The organism is Mesorhizobium loti (genome assembly GCF_013170705.1).
GTDB classification, from domain to species: Bacteria; Pseudomonadota; Alphaproteobacteria; order Rhizobiales; family Rhizobiaceae; genus Mesorhizobium; species Mesorhizobium loti_D.
On sequence record NZ_CP033334.1, the window covers coordinates 3,946,231 to 3,971,899 of the forward strand.

Sequence of the window (25,669 nt, forward strand, 5' to 3'; positions counted from 1 at the left end):
CATGGCAGCATCCCTGAGCGAACTGTCGACCTATCTCGGCGAAAAGCTGATCGGTCGTGTCAATGACGCGGTGCTCGCCTATGGCGAGCTCACCATCCATGTCGAGCCGCGCGACCTGGTCGAGGTGGTGACCTTCCTGCGCGACGATGCGCGCTGCCAGTTCATCTCGGTCATCGATGTCTGTGGGGCTGATTATCCGTCGCGGGCCAAGCGCTTCGACGTTGTCTACCATCTGTTGTCGCCGAAGCAGAATGTCCGCATCCGCGTCAAGGTGCAGGCCGACGAGGAGACAATGGTGCCGTCGATCACCGGCGTCTATCCCGGCGCCGACTGGTTCGAGCGCGAGACCTACGATCTCTATGGCGTGCTGTTCTCGGGCCATCCCGACCTGCGCCGCCTGTTGACCGACTACGGTTTCGAAGGCCATCCGCTGCGCAAGGATTTCCCGCTGACCGGCTTTGTCGAGGTGCGTTACGACGACGAAGCCAAGCGGGTGATCTATGAGCCGGTCGAGCTCAAGCAGGAATTCCGCAATTTCGATTTTCTTTCCCCTTGGGAAGGCACGGATTACGTGCTGCCCGGGGACGAAAAAGCCAAGACGAATTGAGGCGCCACAATGGCTGAGACCTCCGTCCGCAATTTCAACATCAACTTCGGTCCGCAGCATCCTGCGGCGCACGGCGTTTTGCGCCTCGTGCTGGAGCTGGACGGCGAAGTCGTCGATCGCGTCGATCCGCACATCGGGCTCTTGCATCGCGGCACGGAAAAGCTGATCGAGGCCAAGACCTATCTTCAGGCGGTGCCTTATCTCGACCGGCTCGATTATTGCGCGCCGATGAACCAGGAACATGCCTTCGCTCTTGCCGCCGAGCGCCTGCTCGGCATCGAGGTGCCGAAGCGCGGCCAGCTGATCCGCGTGCTCTATTGCGAAATCGGCCGCATCATGTCGCACATCCTCAATGTGACGACGCAGGCCATGGATGTCGGCGCGCTGACGCCGCCGCTGTGGGGCTTCGTCGAGCGCGAAAAGCTGATGGTGTTCTATGAGCGCGCCTCGGGCTCGCGCATGCATGCCGCCTATTTCCGCCCCGGCGGCGTCCACCAGGACCTGCCGCGTCAGCTGGTCGAGGACATCGGCAAGTGGATCGACCCGTTCCTGAAGTCGATCGATGATCTCGACAAGCTGCTGACCGGCAACCGCATCTTCAAGCAGCGCAATGTCGATATCGGCATTGTGTCGCTGGCCGATGCCTGGGCCTGGGGCTTTTCCGGCGTCATGGTGCGCGGCTCGGGCGCGCCCTGGGATCTGCGCAAGTCGCAGCCCTATGAATGCTATTCGGAAATGGATTTCGACATTCCGATCGGCAAGAACGGCGACTGCTACGACCGTTATCTCGTGCGCATGGAAGAAATGCGCCAGTCGGCGCGGATCATGCGCCAGTGCGTCGATCTCTTGCTCGGCAAGGAAAGCACCGGCCCGGTGTCGAACCTCGACGGCAAGGTGGTGCCGCCGAAGCGCCAGGCGATGAAGCGCTCGATGGAAGCGCTGATCCATCACTTCAAGCTCTACACCGAGGGCTATCGCGTTCCGGCCGGCGAGGTCTACGCGGCCGTCGAGGCGCCGAAGGGCGAGTTCGGCGTCTATCTGGTCTCCGACGGCTCCAACAAGCCATACCGCTGCAAGCTGCGCGCACCCGGTTTCGCGCATCTGCAAGCCATGGATTTCCTCTGCCGCGGCCACATGCTGGCCGACGTCACCGCCGTTCTCGGCTCCCTCGACATCGTGTTTGGTGAGGTCGATCGCTAAATGTCAGTCCGCCGTCTCGCAGAAGCCAGCGTCCAGCCCGCCTCCTTCGCCTTCAACCGGGCGAACGCGGCAGCGGCGAAGCAATGGATCAAGAAATACCCGAAAGGCCGCGAGCAGTCGGCGATCATTCCGTTGCTGATGATAGCGCAGGAACAGGAAGGCTGGGTGACCAAGGCGGCGATCGAGACGATCTCGGACATGCTCGGCATGCCCCGCATCCGCGGGCTCGAGGTCGCGACCTTCTACACGCAGTACCAGCTCAATCCGGTCGGCACGCGTGCGCATATCCAGGTCTGCGGCACCACGCCCTGCATGCTGCGCGGCTCGGAAGCGCTGATGGATGTCTGCCGCTCGCGGATCCATCACGACCAGTTCCACACCAACGACAAGGGCACGTTGTCGTGGGAAGAGGTCGAGTGCCTCGGCGCCTGCGTCAACGCGCCGATGGTGATGATCTTCAAGGACACGTTCGAGGACCTGACGCCGGAACGGCTGGCCGAAATCATCGATCTTTACGATGCGGGCAAGGGCGCTTCGGTAGCGCCTGGGCCGCAGAATGGCCGCACCGGCTCGGAGCCGGCCTCTGGTCTGACAACGCTGAAGAGCGAAAAGGCGATCCTCAAGTCGACCCGTGACAGGGAGGCGAGGGAGGCGGCAAAGGCCGCCAAGGCGGCGCCCGACGCGATCATTGCCGAGCCAGTTCCGGCACCCGCTGCCGCGCCCGTCGCGCCGTCCAATGCCAGCAAGCCGAAGACCGACGCGCCCGAAACCAGCCCAGCCTTGAAGACGCCTTCGGCGACCAAGGTGGCGCCTGCGGCGGAGAAGGCGGCGAGCGTTTCGGCGCCGCTGCACTCGGCCGCCAACGCCAACAAGGCAGCGCCCGAGGTTGAGCAGGTTGCCAAGCAGCGCAATGGTCCGAAGGCCAAGGCCGAACCGGCCGCTGCCTTCAAGGCGCCGGAAGCCAAGGTACCGGCCGCCAAGCCGGCGAAACCGTCGCTGGACGACAAGAACCGTCCGGCCGGCATCGACAGGCCGGCCGCGGTCGACGACCTCAAGCTGATCTCCGGCGTCGGCCCGAGGATCGAGGGCATCCTGCATACGCTGGGCATCTTCACCTTCGCGCAGGTCGCGTCGTGGAAGAAGGCGGAGCGCGAGTGGGTGGACGGCTATCTTTCCTTCCACGGCCGCATCGACCGCGACGACTGGGTCAAGCAGGCCAAGGCGCTCGCCAAGGGCGGCGTCGCCGAATACATCCGCGTTTTCGGCAAGAAGCCGGTCTGAGGGACGAAAAATGCTTCAGGACAAAGACCGCATCTTCACCAACATCTACGGCCTCTTCGACAAGTCGCTGGCCGGCGCGATGGCGCGCGGCGCCTGGGACAACACGCCCGGCATCGTCGCCAAGGGACGTGAGTGGATCGTCAACGAGATGAAGGCGTCGGGCCTGCGTGGCCGTGGCGGCGCCGGCTTCCCGACGGGCCTCAAATGGTCGTTCATGCCCAAGCAGAGCGACGGCCGGCCGAGCTACCTCGTCATCAATGCCGATGAATCCGAGCCCGGTACCTGCAAGGACCGCGACATCCTGCGCAACGACCCGCACACGCTGGTCGAGGGGGCGCTGCTCGCCGGCTTCGCCATGGGCGCGGTCGCCGCCTACATCTATGTGCGCGGCGAGTTCATCCGCGAGCGCGAGGCGCTGCAGCGGGCCATCGAAGAGGCCTATGAGGCCAAGCTGATCGGCAAGAACAACACATCCGGCTACGACTTCGACGTCTACATGCATCATGGCGCCGGCGCCTATATCTGCGGCGAGGAAACCGCGCTGCTGGAAAGCCTCGAAGGCAAGAAGGGCCAGCCCAGGCTGAAGCCGCCATTCCCGGCCAATGTCGGCCTCTACGGCTGTCCGACAACCGTCAACAACGTCGAATCGATCGCGGTGGCGCCGACCATCCTGCGCCGGGGCGCGGCCTGGTTCTCGTCCTTCGGCCGGCCCAACAATGTCGGCACCAAGCTGTTCTGCATCTCCGGCCACGTCAACAATCCGTGCACCGTCGAGGAGGCGATGTCGATCCCGTTCCGCGAGCTGATCGAGACGCATTGCGGCGGCATTCGCGGCGGCTGGGACAATCTCCTTGCGGTCATTCCCGGCGGCGCCTCGGTGCCGCTGGTGCCGGCCGAGCAGATCATCGACACGCCGATGGATTTCGATGCGCTGCGCGACCTCAAATCAGGCCTCGGCACGGCCGCCGTCATCGTCATGGACAAGTCGACCGACGTTGTGAAGGCGATCGCGAGGCTGTCGTACTTCTACAAGCACGAGAGCTGCGGCCAGTGCACGCCGTGCCGCGAAGGCACCGGCTGGATGTGGCGGGTGATGGAGCGGCTGGTGCGCGGCGAGGCGCAGAAGCGCGAGATCGACATGCTGCTCGACGTCACCAAGCAGGTCGAGGGCCACACGATCTGCGCGCTGGGCGACGCGGCCGCGTGGCCGATCCAAGGCCTGATGCGGCATTTCCGCGGCGAGGTGGAGCGGCGCATCGACGAGTTTTCGCGCAACGCGCACCGAGCCGAGCCAGTGATGGTGGCGGCGGAATAGAGTTTGTGACCGCGGGCGAGAGCCCGAAGCGAGAATAACGGGGCGGGGCGAGCGAAGAAACGACCAGGAGAATTCTATGGCGCCGTATTCGACACCCAACCCATTGATGCCCAATTTGGACCAGCTCGAGAAGATGAACCAGGACCTGACCAGGATGATGCCGAAGGAGATGGCCAGCGCCGTCAACCTTTTCGTGCACCCTGTCGCGGGTGCGGCGGCGATGTCGGCGCTCGGCATCGGGCTCGCCAACCATGCGTTCGGCGTCTGGATGGGCGCGCTTTCGGGAGCCGCCGAGGCATCGCAGCGGCTCATGCAGCCGCTGATCGAGGATTTCGAGGCACGCATCGAGCAGCTCGAGGACGCGAACTCGTCGTCCATCAAGGCGCGGGCGACGGCGAAGACGCTGATTGCCGAGGCGCAGTCCTTTGCGCAGGAGGTCACCGACATCGCCGCCAAGGAAGCCGCCACCACGGCGCCCGCGGTGAATGCCGCTCCGGCAACCGGCGAGCCCGCGGATGTGCTGCTGCCCGAAGATTTCAGGCAGCCCAAGACCATGGACAGGCCAGCGAGACCCTCCAACCTCAAGGCGATATCGGGCATCGGCCCGAAGCTGGAGAAGGTGCTGAACGGGCTTGGCATCTGGACATATGCCCAGATCGCCGCCTGGTCGCCGCAAGAGATCGCCTGGGTCGACGATTATCTGTCGTTCAACGGCCGCATCGGCCGCGACGACTGGACTGCCCAGGCGGCGGCGCTGGCCGCGAAGAAGTGAACGAAATGTCGGGCGCTGCGTCTGTCGCGCCCGGAAAATGAGATTGCGGGAAATCCGCAGGGGTTTGAAGCGAATGGCAAAGCTCAAGGTCGACGGGAAAGAGATCACTGTACCCGACCACTACACGCTGCTGCAGGCGGCGGAAGACGCGGGCGCGGAAGTGCCGCGCTTCTGCTTCCACGAGCGGCTGTCGATCGCCGGCAATTGCCGCATGTGCCTGATCGAGGTGAAAGGCGGGCCACCCAAGCCGCAGGCCTCCTGCGCCATGGGCGTGCGCGACCTGCGCCCCGGCCCCAATGGCGAGCCGCCGGAAATCTTCACCAACACGCCGATGGTCAAGAAGGCCCGGGAAGGCGTGATGGAATTCCTGCTGATCAACCATCCGCTGGACTGCCCGATCTGCGACCAGGGCGGCGAGTGCGACCTGCAGGACCAGGCGATGGCCTTCGGCGTCGATTCCTCGCGCTATCACGAGAACAAGCGGGCGGTCGAAGACAAGTATATCGGCCCGCTGGTCAAGACGGTGATGAACCGTTGCATCCACTGCACGCGCTGCGTCCGCTTCACCACCGAGGTTGCCGGCATTTCCGAGCTCGGCCTGATCGGCCGCGGCGAGGACGCCGAAATCACCACCTATCTCGAACAGGCGATGACCTCCGAGCTGCAGGGCAATGTCATCGATCTCTGCCCGGTCGGCGCTTTGACTTCCAAGCCCTTCGCCTTCCAGGCGCGGCCGTGGGAGCTGACCAAGACCGAATCCATCGACGTGATGGATGCGGTCGGCTCGGCGATCCGCATCGATAGCCGTGGCCGCGAAGTGATGCGCATCCTGCCGCGCGTCAACGAGCAGGTGAATGAGGAGTGGATTTCCGACAAGACCCGCTTCATCTGGGACGGCCTGCGCACGCAGCGCCTCGACCGCCCTTATGTGCGCAAGGACGGCAAGCTGGTTCCGGCAAGCTGGGCGGACGCGTTCGCGGCGATCAAGGATGCGGTATCGAAGACGACGCCCGAGAAGATCGGTGCCATTGCCGGCGATCTCGCGGCGGTCGAAGAGATCTACGCCCTGAAGCTCCTGATGGCTTCGCTAGGCTCGAAGAACATCGACTGCCGCCAGGATGGCGCCGCGCTCGACCCGTCGCTCGGACGCGCCAGCTATATCTTCAACCCGACCATCGAAGGCATCGAGCAGGCCGACGCGGTGCTGATCATCGGCGCCAATCCGCGCTTCGAAGCCTCCGTGCTCAATGCCCGCATCCGCAAGCGCTGGCGGGTCGGCAACCTGCCGGTCGGCGTCATCGGCGATGTCGGCGACACGCGCTATGACTACGAATTGCTGGGTGCCGGTCCGGATTCGCTCAAGGATCTGGCCGACGGCAATGGCAAGTTCTTCCAGACGCTGAAGAAGGCGACGCACCCGCTGATCATCGTCGGCCAGGGCGCACTGGCGCGCGCCGATGGCGCGGCGGTGCTCGGCCAGGCGGCCAAGCTCGCCACGGCCGTAAACGCCGCTCGCGCCGACTGGAACGGCTTTGCCGTGCTGCACAATGCGGCGGCGCGCGTCGGCGGCCTCGATCTCGGCTTCGTGCCGGGCGAGGGCGGCAAGGACGTTGCCGGCATGCTGGGCGAAACGGACGTGCTGTTCCTGCTCGGCGCCGACGAGATCGACATGGGCAAGACCGGCGGCGCCTTCGTCGTCTATATCGGCACGCATGGCGATGCGGGCGCCCACCGCGCCAATGTCATCCTGCCGGCCGCGGCCTACACCGAAAAGTCGGCCACCTACGTCAACACCGAAGGGCGCGTGCAGCAGACCAACCGCGCCGGCTTCGCGCCAGGCGACGCGCGCGAGGACTGGGCGATCCTGCGGGCGCTGTCCGACGTTCTGGGCAAGAAACTGCCGTTCGATTCGCTGCCGCAGCTGCGGGCGAAGCTCTATGGCGAATACCCGCATCTGGCCCGCATCGACCAGGTCGCGGCCGGCAATGCCGAGGACATCGCCGGCGTGGCGAAGCTCGGCGGGCGGCTGAACAAGGGCACCTTCACGTCGCCGGTCAAGGATTTCTACCTGACCAACCCGATCGCGCGGGCGTCGGCCGTGATGGCTGAATGCTCGGCACTGGCCAAGAGCGGCTTCAAGCAGGCGGCGGAATAAGCATGGAAACCTTCTTCTCCTTCTACGTGCTGCCGGCGCTGCTGATCCTCTTGAAGTCAGTCGTGCTGATCGTCGTGCTGCTGGTCTTCGTCGCGTATATCCTCTACGCCGACCGCAAGATCTGGGCGGCGGTGCAGCTGCGCCGTGGCCCGAACGTGGTCGGCCCCTGGGGCACGCTGCAGGCTTTCGCCGATCTGTTGAAATTCGTCTTCAAGGAACCGGTCATCCCGTCAGGCGCCAACAAGGGCGTATTCCTTTTGGCGCCGCTGGTGTCGGCCGTGCTGGCGATCTCGGCCTGGGCGGTCATTCCAGTCAACCAGGGCTGGGCGATCGCCAACGTCAATGTCGGCATCCTCTATGTCTTCGCCATCTCCTCGCTCGAGGTCTATGGCGTGATCATGGGCGGCTGGGCGTCCAACTCGAAATATCCGTTCCTCGGCGCGCTGCGCTCGGCCGCGCAGATGGTGTCCTACGAAGTCTCGATCGGGTTCGTCATCGTCACCGTGCTGCTGACAGCCGGCTCGCTCAACCTCAGCGATATCGTGCTGTCGCAGCAGGGCGGGCTTGGCACGAGGCTTGGCCTGCCCAACACCTTCCTCGACTGGAACTGGCTGGCCCTGTTCCCGATGTTCATCATCTTCTTCATCTCGGCGCTGGCCGAGACGAACCGGCCACCCTTCGACCTGGTCGAAGCCGAATCGGAACTGGTCGCCGGCCACATGGTCGAATATTCGTCGACGCCGTTCCTGCTGTTCTTCCTCGGCGAGTATGTCGCCATCGTGCTGATGTGCGCGCTGGCCACCATCCTGTTCCTCGGCGGCTGGCTGCCGCCCTTCGACTTCGCGCCCTTCACCTGGGTGCCCGGCGTCATCTGGTTCGTGCTGAAAGTCTGCTTCGTCTTCTTCGGCATCTCCATGGTGAAGGCCTTCGTGCCGCGCTACCGCTACGACCAGTTGATGCGGCTGGGCTGGAAAGTGTTCCTGCCGATCTCGCTGTTCATGGTGGTCGCCACCGCAGCCTTCCTCAAGATCACGGGGTTTGCGTGATGTCCGCTCTTTCCCAGGCCGCAAAATCGCTGTTGCTGCAGGATTTCGTCAGCGCCTTCTTCCTGTCGATGCGCCAGTTCTTCGCGCCGAAGGAGACGATCAACTATCCGCACGAGAAGGGGCCGACCAGCCCGCGCTTCCGTGGCGAGCACGCGCTGCGCCGCTATCCCAACGGCGAGGAACGCTGCATCGCCTGCAAATTGTGCGAGGCGATCTGCCCGGCGCAGGCCATCACCATCGAGGCCGGCCCGCGCCGCAATGACGGCACGCGCCGCACGGTGCGTTACGACATCGACATGGTGAAGTGCATCTATTGCGGCTTCTGCCAGGAAGCCTGCCCGGTCGACGCCATCGTCGAGGGGCCGAATTTCGAGTTCGCGACGGAGACGCGCGAGGAACTTTACTACGACAAGGACAAGCTGTTGGCGAATGGCGACCGGTGGGAGCGCGAACTGGCGCGCAACATCTCGCTGGACTCGCCCTACCGCTGATATTTGACGCATGGACGGGGCGAGGGGCCTCGTCTAAGGACACAACGAAACTTGCCGACCGGAGGCGGTGGCAAGCAAGATCGGGCAGGACGCAAGCGTCGTGCTCGGACAGGAACCCGGGGGAACCCCAATGCTGAGTGGACTAGAGGCGGCCTTTTTCTACCTCTTCGCCTTTGTCGCCGTGGCGTCGGCGTTCATGGTCATTTCGTCGCGCAACCCCGTGCATTCGGTGCTGTTCCTGATCCTGACCTTCTTCAACGCCGCCGGCCTGTTCATGCTGACCGGCGCCGAGTTCCTGGCGATGATCCTGCTCGTCGTCTATGTCGGCGCGGTCATGGTGCTGTTCCTGTTCGTCGTCATGATGCTCGACGTCGATTTCGCCGAACTGAAGAGCGGCGCGCTGCAGTACGCGCCGATCGGCGCCTTCGTCGGGCTGATTCTGGCAGCGGAACTGATCGTCGTGCTGGGCGGCTACACCTTCGCGCCGCAGCTCGCCTCGACGATCTCGAAACCCATTCCGGATCTCGCCACGCGCTCCAACACGGCCGCGCTCGGCGACATCCTCTATACCGACTACCTCTACTACTTCCAGATTTCGGGCCTCATCCTGCTGGTCGCCATGATCGGCGCCATCGTGCTGACGCTGCGCCACAAGGAAGGGGTCAAGCGGCAGTCGATCGCAGCCCAGGTCGGCCGCACGCCGGCCACCGGCATGGAAATCCGCAAGGTCAAGTCGGGCGAAGGAGTCTGAGATGGTCGTCGGCATCGCACACTATCTGACCGTATCGGCGATCCTGTTCACGCTCGGCGTGTTCGGTATCTTCCTGAACCGCAAGAACGTCATCGTCATCCTGATGTCGGTCGAGCTGATCCTGCTTGCGGTCAACATCAACTTTGTCGCCTTCTCGGCGGCGCTCGGCGATCTGGTCGGCCAGGTGTTCGCACTGTTCGTGCTGACGGTCGCGGCGGCCGAGGCGGCGATCGGACTTGCCATTCTCGTCGTCTTCTTCCGCAACCGCGGCTCGATCGCGGTCGAAGACGTGAACATGATGAAGGGTTGACGGAACCACCATGTATCAGGCCATCGTCTTCCTTCCACTGCTCGGCTTCCTGATCGTCGGCCTGTTCGGCACGTCGCTCGGCGCCAAGGCGTCCGAATACATCACCTCCGGCTTCCTGGTGATTTCGGCTGTTCTGTCGTGGGTTGCCTTCTTCAGCGTCGGCTTCGGCCATGGCGAGGTTTTCACCGTGCCGGTGCTGCACTGGATCCAGTCCGGCGGGCTGGACGTCTCCTGGGCGCTTCGCATCGACACGCTGACGGTGGTGATGCTGGTGGTGGTCAACACCGTGTCGGCGCTGGTCCATATCTATTCGATCGGCTACATGCACCACGATCCGAACCGGCCGCGCTTCTTCGCCTATCTGTCGCTGTTCACCTTCGCCATGCTGATGCTGGTGACGGCGGACAATCTGGTGCAGATGTTCTTCGGCTGGGAAGGGGTCGGCCTGGCGTCCTACCTGCTGATCGGCTTCTGGTACAAGAAGCCCTCGGCCAATGCCGCGGCCATCAAGGCCTTCGTTGTCAACCGCGTCGGCGATTTCGGCTTCGCGCTTGGCATCTTCGGCGTCTTCGTGCTGTTCGGCTCGGTCAATCTCGGCACCATCTTCGCCAACGCGGCAACGTTCATTCCGGCTGAAGGCGCCCCGCAAGGTGCCGCCGTGCTGACCTTCCTCGGCCATGCTCTGGACAAGCAGTCGGCAATGACCGTCGTCTGCCTGCTCCTGTTCATGGGCGCCATGGGCAAGTCGGCGCAGGTGCCGCTGCACACCTGGCTGCCGGACGCCATGGAAGGCCCGACGCCGGTCTCCGCGCTGATCCACGCCGCCACCATGGTGACGGCGGGCGTGTTCATGCTGGCGCGGTTGTCGCCCCTGTTCGAGCTGTCGCATTCGGCGCTGACGGTGGTGACCTTCATCGGCGCCTTCACCGCCTTCTTCGCGGCGACCGTCGGCCTGGTCCAGAACGACATCAAGCGTGTCATCGCCTATTCGACCTGCTCGCAGCTCGGCTACATGTTCGTGGCGCTCGGCGTCGGCGCCTATGGCGCGGCGATCTTCCACCTGTTCACGCACGCCTTTTTCAAGGCGCTGCTGTTCCTCGGTTCGGGCTCGGTCATCCACGCCGTCTCCGACGAGCAGGACATGCGCAAGATGGGCGGCCTGCGGTCACTGATCCCGACAACCTACTGGATGATGGTGATCGGCACGCTGGCGCTGACCGGCGTCGGCATTCCGGTGACCGTCATCGGCACAGCCGGTTTCTTCTCCAAGGACGCCATCATCGAGAGCGCCTTTGCCGGCCACAATTCGGTCGCCGGCCTTGCCTTCGTGCTGCTGGTCATCGCCGCGTGCTTCACCTCCTTCTATTCCTGGCGGCTGATCTTCATGACCTTCCACGGCAAGCCGCGGGCGAGCCACGAGGTGATGCACCATGTGCATGAATCGCCGCCGGTGATGCTGGTGCCGTTGTTCGTGCTGGCCGCCGGCGCGCTGTTTGCCGGCATCATCTTCCACAATTCGTTCATCGGCGAAGGCTATGCCGAGTTCTGGAAGGCTTCGCTGTTCACGCTGCCGGACAACCACATCCTGCACGAGATCCATGAACTGCCGCTGTGGGTCGAGCTCTCGCCCTTCATCGCCATGCTGATCGGTTTCGCGCTGGCCTGGAAGTTCTACATCCGCTCGCCGGAAATGCCCGTCAATCTCGCCGCGCGGCATCGCGGGCTCTATGCCTTCCTGCTCAACAAGTGGTATTTCGACGAGCTCTACGACTTCCTGTTCGTGCGGCCGGCCAAGCGCCTCGGCCATTTCCTGTGGAAGACCGGTGATGGCACCATCATCGATGGCCTGGGGCCGGACGGCATTTCGGCGCGCGTCGTCGATGTCACCAACCGCGTCGTCAAGCTGCAGACCGGCTACCTCTACCATTATGCCTTCGCCATGCTGATCGGCGTTGCCGCACTCGTCACCTGGATGATGCTCTGATGACCGCCTGGCCAATCCTCTCGCTGGTCACCTTCCTGCCGCTGGTTGGTGCGCTGCTGATCCTGTTCATCAACGATGACAGCGAAAACGCACGCCGCAACATCCGCGCCATTGCGCTGTTGACCACGACGTTCACGTTCATCATCTCGCTGTTCATCTGGACCGGCTTCGACAATTCGCAGGCGGGCTTCCAGTTCGTCGAAAAGGTCGCGTGGCTCGACTCCGGCATCTCCTACCACATGGGCGTCGACGGCATTTCGATGCTGTTCGTCATCCTGACGACCTTCCTGATGCCGCTGTGCATCCTGGCGTCGTGGGAATCGATCGAGAAGCGCGTCAAGGCCTACATGATCGCCTTCCTGCTGCTCGAGACGCTGATGATCGGCGTGTTCTGCGCGCTCGATATCGTGCTGTTCTACGTCTTCTTCGAGGCCGGCCTGATCCCGATGTTCATCATCATCGGCGTCTGGGGCGGCAAGCGGCGCGTCTACGCCTCGTTCAAGTTCTTCCTCTACACGCTCGCCGGCTCGGTGCTGATGCTGCTCGCCATCATGGCGATGTTCTATCAGTCCGGCACCACCGACATCCCGACGCTGTTGACCCACAACTTCCCGGCCAACATGCAGACCTGGCTATGGCTCGCCTTCTTCGCATCCTTCGCAGTGAAGATGCCGATGTGGCCGGTGCACACCTGGCTGCCGGATGCACACGTCGAGGCGCCAACCGCCGGTTCGGTCATCCTGGCCGGTATTCTCCTGAAAATGGGCGGGTACGGCTTCCTGCGCTTCTCCCTGCCGATGTTCCCGCTGGCATCCGAAATGTTCGCGCCGCTGGTCTTCACGCTCTCGGTCGTCGCCATCATCTACACCTCGCTGGTGGCGCTGATGCAGGAGGACATGAAGAAGCTGATCGCCTATTCGTCGGTTGCCCATATGGGCTTCGTCACCATGGGCATCTTCGCCATGAACCAGGAAGGCGTTCAGGGCGCGATCTTCCAGATGCTCAGCCACGGCCTCGTCTCGGGCGCGCTGTTCCTGTGCGTCGGCGTCATCTACGACCGCATGCACACGCGTGAGATCGATGCCTATGGCGGCCTGGTCAACAACATGCCGAAATACGCCACCGTGTTCCTGATCTTCACCATGGCCAATGTCGGCCTGCCGGGCACATCAGGCTTCATCGGCGAGTTCCTGACCATGCTGGGCGTGTTCCGGGTCAACACGTGGGTGGCATTCTTCGCCGCTACCGGCGTCATCCTGTCGGCGGCCTACGCGCTGTGGCTCTACCGCCGGGTGATCTTCGGCGCGCTGACCAAGGACAGCCTGAAGGGGCTGCTCGATCTTTCGGCGCGCGAGAAGGTCATCATCTACCCGCTGGTCGTGCTGGTCATCTTCTTCGGCGTCTATCCCGCTCCCGTCTTCGACGCGACGGCCCAATCGGTCAAGTCGCTCGTCACCAATGTCACCGCATCCATCGGCGCCGCGCAGACCGCGGCGGCGAACTGACCAGGGGTTTTGCGAACCATGACGCCGGACCTTCTCTCCAGCCTGTCGCTCTCGATGCCCGAGCTGATCCTTGCCATCGGCGCGCTCGCGCTGCTGATGGTCGGGGCCTATTCGCGCTCCAACACCGCCAATACGGTGAGCGGCCTTGCGGTCGCCGTTCTGGTTATCGCAGGCGTCTGGCTGATCTTCCGGACCGGGCAGGGCAACGCCTATGGCAATGCCTTCATCCAGGATCCCTTCGCTCGCTTCATGAAGGTGCTGTCGCTGGTCGGCTCGGCGGTGACGCTGATCATGTCGATGCGCTTTGCCAAGGCGGAGCGTTTCGACAAGTTCGAGTATCCGGTGCTGATCCTGCTGTGCACGCTGGGCATGATGCTGATGATCTCGGCCAACGGCATGATCGGGCTCTATCTCGGCCTCGAGCTGCAGTCACTGGCGATCTACGTGCTGGCGGCGATCAACCGCGACAATCTGCGTTCGACCGAGGCCGGCCTGAAATACTTCGTCCTCGGCGCGCTGTCGTCGGGCATGCTGCTGTATGGCATCAGCCTGGTCTATGGCTATACCGGCAACACCGGCTTCCAGGAAATCGCCACGGCGCTGGGCAGCGGCGAGCGCCAGCTGGGCCTCGTCTTCGGTCTGGTCTTCGTGCTGGCCGGCCTTGCCTTCAAGATCTCGGCGGTGCCGTTCCACATGTGGACGCCCGACGTCTATGAAGGCGCGCCGACACCGGTGACCGCGTTCCTGGCGGCGGCCCCCAAGATGGCGGCGATGGCGCTGATCGTGCGCGTCACCATGGGCGCGTTCAAGCCGATCGCCGCCGATTGGCAGCAGATCATCGTCTTCATCTCGATCGCCTCGATGGCGCTCGGCGCCTTTGCCGCGATCGGCCAGACCAACATCAAGCGGCTGATGGCCTATTCCTCGATCGGCCATATGGGCTACGCGCTGGTCGGCCTTGCCGCCAACAGCCAGGCCGGCGTGCGTGGCGTCGCCATCTACATGCTGATCTACCTGGTGATGACGCTGGGCACCTTCGCGTTCATCCTCGCCATGCGGCGCAAGGAAGGCAATGTCGAACAGATCAGCGACCTGGCCGGCCTAGCCTCGACCAACCCGGTCATGGCGACCATCCTGACCATCCTGATGTTCTCGCTGGCCGGCATCCCGCCGCTCGCCGGCTTCTGGGGGAAGTGGTACGTCTTCCTCGCCGCCATCAACGCCAACCTCTACGCGCTGGCGATCATAGGCGTGCTGGCCTCGGTGGTGGGCGCTTACTACTACCTGCGCATCATCAAGATCATGTGGTTCGACGAACCGGTCGGCGGCTTCGTCCCCATGGCCGGCGAATTGCGCCTCGTGCTCGGCGTCTCCGGCGCCTTCGTGCTGTTCTATGTGCTGATCGGCGGGCCGATCGGCACCTATGCCGAAGCCGCCGCCAAGACATTTTTCTGACGGGATGGCATTTCGGCTGGCCCCAACCTCGGCGTCGGAAGGCTTCCGGCTCGAGGCCCATGACAGCGTCGGCTCCACCAATACGGTGGCGCTGGACCACGCCCGGGCAGGCGACCCGGGCAAGCTGTGGGTCGTTTCCAAAAAGCAGGAAAGCGGGCGTGGCCGGCGCGGTCGTGCCTGGGTCTCGCCCGAAGGCAATCTGGCAGCGACCCTGCTTGTCATCACCGGCGGTGAACTTCGCCTTGCCGCGACGTTGGGTTTCGTCGCCGGTCTGTCGCTCGCCGATGCACTGGATGCCGTGGTGCCGAAAGGCCGCATCGCCATCGGACTTGATGGCGCAAGCCAGGGACAAAACCGTTTCGAGTTGAAATGGCCGAACGACGTTCTGGCCTCCGGCGCCAAGCTGGCCGGCATCCTGCTGGAGTCGGCGATGCTGGACGGCGGCCGTTTCGCCGTGGCGGTGGGCATCGGCGTCAATGTGGTGGCGCATCCCACGGATTTGCCGTATCCCGCGACATCACTCCAAGCGCTCGGCGCGACATGCGATGCCGAAACGCTGTTCCTGGCGCTGTCGGATGCCTGGAGCGAGAATGCCCGCCTGTGGGATGAGGGGCGCGGACTTTCAGCCATCAGGAGACGCTGGCTGGCGCGCGCGGCGGGACTCGGCGGCGAGGTTGCTGTCAGAATTGACGGTAATGTGGTGCGTGGGGTGTTCGAGACCATTGACGAGGATTGCCGTTTCGTGATCCGCGACGATGAAGGGGCGGTTCTGACGATCGCTGCCGGCGATGTGCATTTCGGCGCGGTGGCTTCCGCCGGGGTATAGTTTGTCCTTGCGCAATTCCGGACGGAAAATCGTTAGACGCTTTTCCTGGAATTGCTTTAACGGCTTGGCCTGAGGGCCAGGAAGGGAAAAATCATGGCGAAAGCGGAAAACGCCGAACTCGTCTTCGTGCCGCTCGGCGGTGTCGGCGAGATCGGTATGAACTTCGCCCTCTACGGCTACGGCCCGCCGAGCGCGCGCGAATGGATTGTCATCGATGTCGGTGTCACCTTTCCAGACGCGGCGCATCCGGGCGTCGACCTGATCCTGCCCGACACGCGCTTCATCGAGGAGAACCTCGCCAATCTGCGCGGCATCATCATCACCCACGCGCACGAGGATCATTACGGCGCGCTGCTCGACATCTGGCCGAAGCTGAAGGCGCCGGTGTGGATGACGCCGTTCAGCGCCGGGCTGCTGGAAGCCAAGCGCCAGGGCGAGCAGGGAGCAGCCAAGATCCCGCTGACGATCTACCGGGCTGGCGAGAAATTCACCGTCGGCCCGTTCGAGATCGAGGCCATTCCGGTGGCGCACTCCATCCCCGAGCCGATGTCGCTGGCCATCACCACGCCAGCTGGTACCGTCATCCACACAGGCGACTGGAAGATCGATCCGGAGCCGACGATCGGACCCAAGACCGACGAGGCGCGTTTCCGCGCCTATGGCGACAAGGGCGTGCTGGCGCTGATCTGCGATTCGACCAATGCGCTGCGCGAAGGCGAGTCGCCTTCGGAAGTCGCCGTCGGCGAGGGGCTGAAGGGCGTCATCCAGGCCGCCAAGGGCCGCGTCGCCGTGACCACCTTCTCCTCCAATGTCGGGCGCATCGTTTCCATCGCCAGGGCGGCACGCGATGCCGGCCGCCAATGCCTGGTGCTTGGCCGTTCGCTGAAGCGCGTCATCGATGTCGCCGACGAACTCGGCTATATGGACGGCCTTCCGGAGTTCATCGCCGAGGAGGATTTCGGCTTCATTCCGCGCGAAAACCTGGTCATCATCTGTACCGGCAGCCAAGGCGAGCCGCTGGCGGCACTTGCAAAACTGTCGCGCGACGAGATGAAATCGGTATCGCTGACGGCGGGTGACACGGTGGTGTTTTCCTCGCGCACCATTCCCGGCAATGAAAAGGCGATCCTCGAGATCAAGAACCGCCTTATCGATCTCGGCATCAAGATCATCGAGGACGGCGACGCGCTGGTGCATGTCTCCGGCCACCCCCGGCGCAGCGAGCTGCGCAAGATGTATGAATGGGTGCGCCCACAGATCGGCGTTCCCGTGCACGGCGAGGCGGCGCATCTGGTGGCGCAGGGATCGCTGATGTCGACCTCCGGCATCGGCCAGGTGGCGCAGGTGCGCGACGGCGATATGCTGAGGCTCGCCCCCGGTCCCGCCACCATCATCGACCAGGTGCCGTTCGGCCGCATCTACAAGGACGGCAAGCTGATCGGTACCGACCAGGCGATGGGCATCCGCGACCGGCGCAAATTGTCCTTTGCCGGCCATGTCGCGGTCAATGTCGTGCTGGACGACAAATATGAGCTGGCCGGCGATCCCGACCTGGTCGCCATCGGCGTCGCCGAGGCCGATGCCAGCGGCGAGACGCTCGAAGACCTGATGATCGATGCGGCGGTCGGCGCGGTCGACTCGATTCCCCGTCAGCGCCGGAAAGACCTGGACCTCGTGCAGGAGGCCGTGCGGCGCGCGGTGCGCGGTGCGGCCAACGAAGCCTGGGGCAAGAAGCCGCTGGTGACGGTGTTTGTTACGAGATGAAGGGAGGGGGCAGTAGGAATGCGGTCAGCTCTGATCCGTCTTCCCTATTGCCACACTGCCCTGATACGGAGCATTCCATGCTTGGACGGTTGAACCATGTCGCGCTTGCGGTGCCGGATCTGGCGGCGGCGGTTGCCGCCTACCGCAACACGCTGGGCGCCGAAGTGACGGAGCCGCAGGCTTTGCCGGAGCATGGCGTCACGGTGGTGTTCGTCAATGTCGGCAACACCAAGATCGAATTGCTGGAGCCCTTGGGCGAATGCTCGCCAATCGCGGCGTTCCTTGCGAAGAACCCGTCCGGCGGCATGCACCACCTCTGCTACGAGGTCGACGACATCCTGGCCGCGCGTGATCAGCTCAAGGCCGCTGGCGCTCGCGTGCTGGGCGACGGCAACCCGAAGACCGGTGCCCATGGCAAGCCGGTGCTGTTCCTGCATCCGAAGGATTTCTTCGGCACGCTGATCGAACTGGAGCAATCATGAGCTGGGTTTCGTTCACCGCCCTGTTTTTCGCGACGTGGTGGGTGGTGCTGTTCGCCGTCCTGCCGTTCAGCGTCAGGACACAGGACGACGATCATGACGTGACGCTGGGCACGGTTCCAAGCGCGCCGCGTGGCCCGCACATGCTGCGTGCGGTCATCCGCACCACCATCGCCACGGCGATCCTGATGGGCATTTTTTATGGCCTGACGCATGGCCTGGGATACAGCCTCAACGACATCCCGCACATCGTGCCGGATTTCGGCCAGACACCGGCAAAATAGAGCACCCGGCTAGGGCGCTTCGATACCGTACGAGCCGCAGCGGAAGGGATCGGGACGTCGCCATGCTTGGCGGCTCCATGCTTGCTGACGCAGGGTAAAGTAGCCTGGCAACTCGCCGCGCTAACCAGATGATTGCACAAAAAAAATGCAAGGCACGAGGCCTTGCAATTAAACGCGTCCGATCTGTTTCCGGTTTCCGGCGGCAGCGAGTAACCGCGCCTAGATCGCATCCTCCCAAGACTTTGACCGCGTAGGAGGGCAGATTTTTCTCCGCCCTCTCGGTTATCGCGGCACACTAGCCTAAGCCGAATGAAAATGTCACGAAGAATTTTGCCTCGAAACAGGCATTCTCGTGCTGCACTGCACAATAGTATGGCATGCCTTGCTTTCGAAACGACCAGTAAGGCAAAGAGGAGCTGTTGCGGCATGTTTTGAATTGACGTGCGCAAAGAATTCGAGGCCGAACGCCAAGAGGTTCGGTGGCTGAACTGCCCGCGCGGCTTGGCCCGGAAACCGGAGGTTTCCGGGCCGCAACGCGCTGATGTGCCGCGATGGCCGGGTTTCCATTCCGCCATGAAATGGCTATGAAGCCGGGTCAAGCAAGCCTGCGTCGCACCGATTCTGGCGCGACCATTCTCATTCACGGACCAGTCCATGCGTTTGTCGCGCTATTTCCTGCCTATCCTCAAAGAAAATCCGCGTGAGGCCGAGATCGTCTCGCACCGGCTGATGCTGCGTGCCGGCATGATCCGCCAGCAGGGGCAGGGCAGTTTTTCCTGGCTGCCACTCGGCAAGCGGGTGCTGGACAAGGTTTGCCAGATCATCCGCGAGGAGCAGAACCGCGCCGGCGCGCTGGAGATCCTGATGCCGACCATCCAGTCGGCCGATCTGTGGCGCGAAAGCGGCCGCTATGACGACTACGGCAAGGAGATGCTGCGCATCAAGGATCGCCAGGACCGCGACATGCTCTACGGCCCGACCAATGAGGAAGTGGTCACCGAGATCGTCCGCGCCTACGTCAAGTCCTACAAGGACCTGCCGCTCAATCTCTACCACATCCAATGGAAGTTCCGTGACGAGGTGCGGCCGCGCTTCGGCGTCATGCGCTCACGCGAATTCCTGATGAAGGACGCCTATTCCTTCGACCTCAACTTCGAAGGCGCGAGGGCGGCCTACAACAGGATGTTCGTGTCCTATCTCAGGACCTTCACGCGCATGGGCCTTCAGGCAATCCCGATGCGCGCCGACACCGGGCCGATCGGTGGCGATCTCAGCCACGAATTTATCATCCTGGCGGACACCGGCGAGAGCCAGGTCTATTGCGATCGCGATTATCTGTCGCTCCAGGTGCCTGGCGAAAACACCGACTTCGCCAATGACGCCGAGATATCGGACATCGTCAAAACCTGGACGACGCCTTACGCGGCCACCGACGAGATGCATGATGAGGCGGCGTGGGACAAGCTCGGTGAAGCGGACCGGGTCTCGGCTCGGGGCATCGAGGTTGGCCACATCTTCCATTTCGGCGACAAATATTCGAAGCCCATGGGCGCCAAGGTGACCGGGCCCGACGGCAAGGATCATTTCGTCTCCGGCGGCTCCTACGGCATCGGCCCGTCGCGGCTTGTCGCGGCGATCATCGAAGCCAGCCATGACGAGAACGGCATCATCTGGCCGGACGCCGTGGCGCCGTTCGACATCGGTCTGATCAACATGAAGGTGGGCGACGCCGACTGCGACCGCGTCTGTGACGAGCTCCATGCCGCCTTCGCAGCCAGCGGCAAGGATGTGCTCTATGACGACACCGACCAGCGACCGGGCGGCAAGTTCGCCACAGCCGACCTGATCGGCCTGCCCTGGCAGGTGATCGTCGGGCCGCGCGGCGTGGCCGCTGGCGAGGTCGAGATCAAGAATCGCAAGACCGGCGAGCGGGTGACGCTGCCGATCGCCGATGCCAAAAAACGCTTCGGTGCCGCCGCATGAGCGAGGCGGCTGCGGCAAGATCGGCGGGCGCCGGCCCTTTCTCCATCTTCGAACGCACGGTGGCGTGGCGCTATTTGCGCTCGCGGCGCAAGGAGACGGTGATCTCGGTCATCGCCTCGATCTCCTTCCTCGGCATCATGCTGGGGGTGGCGACGCTGATCGTCGTCATGGCCGTGATGAACGGGTTCCGGGCCGAGCTTTTGACCCGCATCCTCGGCGTCAACGGCCATCTGATAGTACAGCCGCTTGATTCGCCGCTCGAGGATTACGCCCAGGTCGCTGGCCGCATCAACGGCGTGCCCGGCATCAAATACGCCATCCCGCTGATCGACGGCCAGGTGCTGGCGCAAGGCAATGTCGGTGGCGGCACCGGCGCGCTGGTGCGCGGCATACGCGGAGAGGATCTCGGCAAGATCGCCATCGTCGCCAGCAACGTCAAACAAGGCACGCTCGCCGATTTCGACTCGGGCGAAGGCGTCGCCATCGGCAAGCGCATGGCCGAGAATCTCGGGCTGACGCTCGGCGATACCATCACCTTGATCTCGCCCGATGGTGACGTGACGCCGCTGGGCACCACGCCGCGCATGAAGGGCTACAAGATCGCGGCGATCTTCGAAGTCGGCATGTCGGAATATGACAGCTCCATCGTCTACATGCCGTTCTCGGAAGCGCAGCTCTATTTCAACATGGATGGACGCGCGCAGACGATCGAGATCTATGTCGACAATCCCGACAATGTCGACGCGCTGAAGCCGAAGGTGGAGGAGGCGGCGCAACGGCCCATCGACATCGTCGACTGGCGCCAGCGCAACGAGACCTTTTTTTCCGCCCTGCAGGTCGAGCGCAACGTCATGTTCATGATCCTGACGCTGATCGTGCTGGTGGCGGCGCTCAACATCATTTCCGGGCTGATCATGCTGGTGAAGGACAAGGGGCACGATATCGCCATCCTGCGCACCATGGGCGCCTCGCGCGGCGCGATCTTGCGCATTTTCCTGATGACCGGCGCGGCGATCGGCGTCACCGGCACGCTCGCTGGCGTGCTGCTCGGGGTGCTGATCTGCACCAACATCGAATCGATCCGGCAGTTCTTCTCCTGGATGACCGGCAAGGTGCTGTTCAATCCGGAGCTCTACTTCCTCAGCCAGCTGCCGGCGAAGATGGATCCGCGCGAGACCACCTATGTCATCATCATGGCGCTCGGCCTGTCGTTCCTGGCGACCGTGTTTCCGGCGTGGCGGGCCGCCCGCCTCGATCCGGTCGAAGCCTTGAGGTACGAGTAGTGGCCGAGGTCATTATCGAGCTGAAGAGCGTCGAGCGGCACTATGTCCAGGGGCCGCGCAAGCTCACCATCCTGAACGGCGCCGATTTCTCGCTGCGGCGCGGCGAGATGGTAGCGCTGGTTGCGCCGTCGGGCACCGGCAAGTCGACGCTGCTGCATACGGCCGGCCTGCTGGAGCGCCCCGATGCCGGCGACGTGATCCTGTCCGGACGGGCCTGCGGTCGGCTGTCCGACGACGAGCGCACGTCGATCCGACGCAACGATGTCGGCTTCGTCTACCAGTTCCATCATCTGCTGCCCGAGTTTTCCGCGCTGGAAAACATCATGATGCCGCAGCTGATCAAGGGCCTGCCGCGCAAGGAAGCGGCCGAGCGCGCCGCCCAGCTGCTCGATTACATGCAGATCGGCAAGCGCGCCTCGCACCGGCCGGCCGAATTGTCCGGCGGTGAGCAGCAGCGCGTCGCCATCGCGCGTGCCGTTGCCAATGCGCCGCTGGTGCTGCTGGCCGACGAGCCGACCGGCAATCTCGATCCGGTCACCGCCTCCTATGTGTTCGAAGCCCTGGAGGCGCTGGTGCGGCAGTCGGGTCTGGCCGCGCTGATCGCCACCCACAATCACGAACTGGCATCGCGCATGGACCGGCGCGTCACGCTCGCCGACGGCAAGGTCGTGCCGCTGTAGGGCACGTCGATGTTCGCCGCGGGAGTGGGGCCAACCTGGACAAGCTCCGGCGAGATTTCCGCGAATGCAGGTTGCCGTCGGGGATTCTGGCCTCTCCGAAGGTCACCCGGGCTCAGAACCGCCAGTGAGCATTCCGTGCGATCAGGGTGGAAGAGATCGCGATCATCACCAGGATCAGCAGCCAGGTTACAAAGTTGCGCGAGAGGCGCCACCGGCGGCCTTGTCTCATGCGCTTTCGCCAGCGGTCAGCTTTATTGGCGCCTTCGTGTTGGCCCACGTCCATCACTCGGTAGTCGTACGGTTTACCCACTATTGTCTGGGCTGAGATTGAGCGTAAGCAGGCGTTAACACAGCTTACAGCAGGCGAGGCAACGCTTGAATCGCGCAGGAACTGCAAAAGCCTCATCCATACGTTACGGGGAAGGTGGCGTCGCCCGACATCTTCCTGAGATCTTGATAGGTCCCGCAGCGTCAACCTTTTCTTAACCCTGCCAATCTGATCGCCGGAGATTCCGGATGCGGTCGGATTCTGCTCGTTGACATTGAAACAAAATTAGAACAAATTGCGAACATATCAACAACAGGAGAGAGTTATGACCGATCTGGTTCAGGATGTCATCTCACTGGTTTGCATGAGCACATTCCTCATTTCCATGGCGATCTGGATCGGCGCCATGTGATCCGGCGGCGTTGATCGCCACTGTTTCCGCCGTCGGGCGGACCGCTCCTCCGTTAAACCTTTCTTGCCGCCTCGACGCTAGGATGCGCCTCAAGGCAGGAGCAACGTCCAGGTGTCGCCCATCGTCACGGCCATTCTGGTGGCCAGCAATCTCGGGCTGATCTTTCTCTTGATGACCGCGCCGCTTGGTTTGCGCACGGTCAGGATGAGCCGCTTGATTGCGGTGGACCGTCAGCGCCTCTGGCCGGCGCTGTGGCCGCTTGGCAGCGATGCCGGCTGGTCCGGCGAGATCCTGTCGGCGGGGGCGCTGGACGGGGAGGGCGTGTCCCGCATCATGCTGTCGTGGGAAGGCCGCGACGGCAGGCCGATCGAACGCAGGGCACGGTTTGACGATGTCGTCGAAGGCAGCCGCTTCTCGATGCGTGTCGTCGAGGATACCGCGCTCGACGCCTCGTTCTGGAAAGACTATCGCGAAACCGCCGAACTCGTCTCCGAAGACGGTGGCACGCGGGTGACGCTCAGCCAGACGGATCGCTACCGCGGCGTTGCCTTTCTGGTGTTCCGTTACTTCGCCATGCGCCGCGAGCTGTCCAAGCTGCAACGCTGGGCGCTAACCGGTCAGTATCGCAAGGGCGGCTGGTTCGAGCATCCGCTCAGCCAGGTTGGGTTTGCCGTGCTGTCGGCATTGATGCTGTGGCCGTTCTTCGGGCTCCACCTCGGCGGGCTGGCGCTCGCCTCGATCCTTACCTCGGTCGTGGCCCTGCATGAACTCGGCCATATGGCGGCGTTCCGGCTGATGGGCCACCGCAAGGCGCGGATGATCTTCATCCCGCTGCTCGGCGGGGTCGCCATTGGCGGCAGGCCTTACAACAGCCGTTTCGAAGTGGCCTTCGTGGCGCTGATGGGGGCGGGCTTCTCCGCCTTCCTGGTGCCGATCGTCATTGCCGCCAGCGCGCTTGCGGGCGGCGAGGGGCACAAGGCCGCGGCCGCGCTGCTGGCGGCGCTGGCGGGCTGCGCCGCCTTGTTCAACATCGCCAATCTGGTGCCGGTGTGGAAGTTCGACGGCGGCCAGGTGTTGCGCCAGATCTGTCCGGGGCCGATCGCACTGGCGCTGGCCTCGTTCTTCCTGCTCTCGGCTTTCCTGGCGGTGGGGTGGCGGGCCGGCTTTTCCTCCGGCTTCCTGCTCGCGGCGGGAGCCGTCTTTTCAATCCTCAGCCTGCTGACCATGGGCAGCGGGGTCAAGCCACGCCACGAGCTGGAACCGATCCGCACGGTCGACCGCTTCGCCATCGCCGGTGCGCTGCTGGCGGTGTTCGTCATCCATGGCTGCGGCGTGCTGTGGGCGTCGGCGCAGTTGCTTTGAACCATGTTGAACCCGAAAGGTTCAACCAGTCCTTCGGACTGGCTCGGCGGGCGCAGCCACGGCGGGACCGAAAACATCCTCGAAGGCTGATTTCAGCGCCAGATCGAGGTCGGCCATGCCAATGGGAAGGCCGAGGTCGACGAGGCTGGTGACACCGTGGTCCTGCACGCCGCAGGGCACGATGCCGCTGAAATGGTCGAGATCCGGTTCGACATTGATGGCGATGCCGTGAAAACTCACCCAGCGCCGCAGCCGGATACCTATCGCCGCGATCTTGTCCTCGGCCGGCGAACCGTCCGGCAAGGCAGTGCGATCGGGCCGCACCACCCAGACGCCGACCCGGTCCTCGCGGCGTTCGCCGCGCACGTTGAAGGCGGCGAGCGTGCCGATGATCCACTGTTCGAGCGCGGCGACGAAGGCGCGCACATCCTCGCGCCGCCGTTTCAGGTCCAGCATGACATAAGCTACCCGCTGGCCCGGCCCATGATAAGTGTATTCGCCGCCGCGACCGGCCGAAAAGACCGGGAACCGGTCGGGATCGATCAGGTCCTCGACGCGCGCACTGGTGCCGGCGGTGTAGAGCGGCGGATGTTCGACCAGCCAGACCATTTCGCTGGCGGCCCCGCCGCGTATCGCCTCGGCACGCGTCTCCATGAAGGCAAGCGCATCGGGATAGGCGGTAAGGCCAGGCTCGATGCGCCACTCGACCGGTGCTGAACCGGGGAGCGGCAGGAACGAGGTGGCGATCTGGCTGCGTTCTGTCATGGCTTTTCGTTTTTCACTTATGCCGTCGCGATCCGCTTGCACTTTAGGGCGACATGCATCCGTCTCCATATGGCGTCAATCGCTGGAAACGTCCAGTTCCGGCCCTTCATTCCAATCCTGTGGACCGTTATGCCAATCGCTTGAGATTATTGCGTGCGGCGCACTTGTTTCGCCGGAAACGATTTGCTACACGCCGCGAGCCGGTCGGTTCCGGCTCCTACCACGTGCGGTCGTGGCGGAATTGGTAGACGCGCAGCGTTGAGGTCGCTGTGGGGCAACCCGTGGAAGTTCGAGTCTTCTCGACCGCACCAATATTTCCCGAAGCGGGCCTTCGGATCTCGTGAAATCACCTCCGGCAATCCTGCGATCATCAGGCCCCGAGTGCGGCGCCGCTCTGTAGCGGCTGGACGTTTGGTTCGTTCGGCAGATCGACGGTAACGACGAGGCCGGTTGGCTGGTTGTCGTGCAACTCGATGTTGCCGCCGTGGCCCTGGATCTGTCCGGTCCGGAATAGGAAACCGCGAACCCGACATCGGAGAATTCGGCGCAGACGGTTTGCAGCACGCTGGCAATATCGGCCCGCTGCAGCTTTTCCGTCGATACGTCGTTGCGCAGATAGGTCAGGGGTCTCGTCGATCAGATCCTCGATGTGCCGGACATCAATGTTCCTCCCGCAAAAATGTCTGGCGAG

Annotated in this window: 22 protein-coding genes, 1 tRNA gene and 1 pseudogene; 22 read left to right on the forward strand and 2 right to left on the reverse strand. The window is 63.6% G+C overall.

The window, feature by feature from the left end; translation table 11 throughout:
• Position 1: 1 nt before the first annotated feature.
• The 21 genes from EB815_RS19185 to EB815_RS19285 all read left to right on the forward strand — a co-directional run bounded on the left by EB815_RS19185 (position 2) and on the right by EB815_RS19285 (position 24,213).
• Positions 2-607 (forward strand): NADH-quinone oxidoreductase subunit C, encoded by a 606-nt coding sequence (locus EB815_RS19185; protein ID WP_056572894.1) that lies wholly within the window; start codon positions 2-4, stop codon positions 605-607.
• 9 nt (positions 608-616) lie between these two features.
• On the forward strand, positions 617-1,807 hold the full coding sequence (locus EB815_RS19190) for an NADH-quinone oxidoreductase subunit D (RefSeq protein WP_056572891.1): 1,191 nt from the start codon (positions 617-619) through the stop codon (positions 1,805-1,807).
• Complete coding sequence (locus EB815_RS19195) at positions 1,808-3,088, forward strand: NADH-quinone oxidoreductase subunit E (RefSeq protein ID WP_056572888.1); 1,281 nt, start codon at positions 1,808-1,810, stop codon at positions 3,086-3,088.
• A 10-nt stretch (positions 3,089-3,098) separates the two neighbouring features.
• Positions 3,099-4,403 carry an NADH-quinone oxidoreductase subunit NuoF gene (nuoF, locus tag EB815_RS19200; protein WP_056572885.1) on the forward strand — a complete coding sequence of 435 codons (1,305 nt, stop codon included), beginning with the start codon at positions 3,099-3,101 and terminating at the stop codon, positions 4,401-4,403.
• Between the two features lie 76 nt (positions 4,404-4,479).
• Positions 4,480-5,175, forward strand: coding sequence for an NADH-ubiquinone dehydrogenase (locus EB815_RS19205; protein ID WP_056572882.1), 696 nt, complete (start codon positions 4,480-4,482; stop codon positions 5,173-5,175).
• Between the two features lie 73 nt (positions 5,176-5,248).
• Complete coding sequence (gene nuoG, locus EB815_RS19210; RefSeq protein ID WP_056572879.1) at positions 5,249-7,330, forward strand: NADH-quinone oxidoreductase subunit NuoG; 2,082 nt, start codon at positions 5,249-5,251, stop codon at positions 7,328-7,330.
• Between the two features lie 2 nt (positions 7,331-7,332).
• Entirely contained in the window at positions 7,333-8,376 is a 1,044-nt protein-coding gene (gene nuoH, locus EB815_RS19215) for an NADH-quinone oxidoreductase subunit NuoH (RefSeq protein ID WP_056572876.1), read from the forward strand.
• On the forward strand, positions 8,376-8,867 hold the full coding sequence (gene nuoI, locus EB815_RS19220) for an NADH-quinone oxidoreductase subunit NuoI (protein WP_023812382.1): 492 nt from the start codon (positions 8,376-8,378) through the stop codon (positions 8,865-8,867). Before nuoH ends, nuoI begins: the two co-directional genes overlap by 1 nt.
• 130 nt (positions 8,868-8,997) lie before the next feature.
• Positions 8,998-9,618 (forward strand): NADH-quinone oxidoreductase subunit J, encoded by a 621-nt coding sequence (locus EB815_RS19225; protein ID WP_056572873.1) that lies wholly within the window; start codon positions 8,998-9,000, stop codon positions 9,616-9,618.
• 1 nt (position 9,619) lies between these two features.
• Positions 9,620-9,928, forward strand: coding sequence for an NADH-quinone oxidoreductase subunit NuoK (nuoK, locus tag EB815_RS19230; protein ID WP_019858930.1), 309 nt, complete (start codon positions 9,620-9,622; stop codon positions 9,926-9,928).
• A 10-nt stretch (positions 9,929-9,938) separates the two neighbouring features.
• Complete coding sequence (nuoL, locus tag EB815_RS19235) at positions 9,939-11,912, forward strand: NADH-quinone oxidoreductase subunit L (protein WP_056572870.1); 1,974 nt, start codon at positions 9,939-9,941, stop codon at positions 11,910-11,912.
• Positions 11,912-13,417 carry an NADH-quinone oxidoreductase subunit M gene (locus tag EB815_RS19240; RefSeq protein WP_056572867.1) on the forward strand — a complete coding sequence of 502 codons (1,506 nt, stop codon included), beginning with the start codon at positions 11,912-11,914 and terminating at the stop codon, positions 13,415-13,417. Before nuoL ends, EB815_RS19240 begins: the two co-directional genes overlap by 1 nt.
• Before the next feature lie 18 nt (positions 13,418-13,435).
• Positions 13,436-14,872 carry an NADH-quinone oxidoreductase subunit NuoN gene (nuoN, locus tag EB815_RS19245; RefSeq protein WP_056572864.1) on the forward strand — a complete coding sequence of 479 codons (1,437 nt, stop codon included), beginning with the start codon at positions 13,436-13,438 and terminating at the stop codon, positions 14,870-14,872.
• Positions 14,873-14,876: 4 nt separating this feature from the next.
• Positions 14,877-15,698 carry a biotin--[acetyl-CoA-carboxylase] ligase gene (locus EB815_RS19250; protein ID WP_056572862.1) on the forward strand — a complete coding sequence of 274 codons (822 nt, stop codon included), beginning with the start codon at positions 14,877-14,879 and terminating at the stop codon, positions 15,696-15,698.
• 93 nt (positions 15,699-15,791) lie between these two features.
• Positions 15,792-17,462, forward strand: a complete 1,671-nt coding sequence (locus EB815_RS19255; protein WP_056572858.1) for a ribonuclease J — start codon at positions 15,792-15,794, stop codon at positions 17,460-17,462.
• Positions 17,463-17,539: 77 nt separating this feature from the next.
• Complete coding sequence (gene mce / locus EB815_RS19260; RefSeq protein ID WP_056572855.1) at positions 17,540-17,944, forward strand: methylmalonyl-CoA epimerase; 405 nt, start codon at positions 17,540-17,542, stop codon at positions 17,942-17,944.
• Complete coding sequence (locus EB815_RS19265) at positions 17,941-18,225, forward strand: DUF1467 family protein (protein ID WP_010910093.1); 285 nt, start codon at positions 17,941-17,943, stop codon at positions 18,223-18,225. Before mce ends, EB815_RS19265 begins: the two co-directional genes overlap by 4 nt.
• 654 nt (positions 18,226-18,879) lie before the next feature.
• Entirely contained in the window at positions 18,880-20,208 is a 1,329-nt protein-coding gene (proS, locus tag EB815_RS19270) for a proline--tRNA ligase (protein WP_056572852.1), read from the forward strand.
• Positions 20,205-21,491, forward strand: coding sequence for a lipoprotein-releasing ABC transporter permease subunit (locus tag EB815_RS19275; RefSeq protein WP_056572849.1), 1,287 nt, complete (start codon positions 20,205-20,207; stop codon positions 21,489-21,491). Before proS ends, EB815_RS19275 begins: the two co-directional genes overlap by 4 nt.
• Complete coding sequence (locus EB815_RS19280; RefSeq protein WP_056572847.1) at positions 21,491-22,171, forward strand: ABC transporter ATP-binding protein; 681 nt, start codon at positions 21,491-21,493, stop codon at positions 22,169-22,171. The genes EB815_RS19275 and EB815_RS19280 overlap by 1 nt, the downstream gene beginning before the upstream one ends.
• 791 nt (positions 22,172-22,962) lie before the next feature.
• Positions 22,963-24,213 (forward strand): peptidase M50, encoded by a 1,251-nt coding sequence (locus EB815_RS19285; RefSeq protein WP_056572844.1) that lies wholly within the window; start codon positions 22,963-22,965, stop codon positions 24,211-24,213.
• A gap of 21 nt (positions 24,214-24,234) precedes the next feature.
• On the opposite strand, the gene lipB is transcribed toward EB815_RS19285, so the two are convergent.
• The gene (gene lipB, locus EB815_RS19290) at positions 24,235-24,978 is read right to left on the reverse strand and encodes a lipoyl(octanoyl) transferase LipB (RefSeq protein WP_056572841.1); all 744 of its coding nucleotides are present in this window, start codon (positions 24,976-24,978) and stop codon (positions 24,235-24,237) included.
• A gap of 226 nt (positions 24,979-25,204) precedes the next feature.
• Between lipB and EB815_RS19295 the strand changes: the two genes are divergently transcribed.
• Positions 25,205-25,289: transfer RNA gene (locus EB815_RS19295), tRNA-Leu, on the forward strand.
• Positions 25,290-25,348: 59 nt separating this feature from the next.
• Here the strand turns inward: EB815_RS19295 and EB815_RS34145 are convergent.
• Positions 25,349-25,639 (reverse strand): annotated as a pseudogene (locus EB815_RS34145) (hypothetical protein); the annotation flags it as partial.
• Between the last annotated feature and the right edge of the window lie 30 nt (positions 25,640-25,669).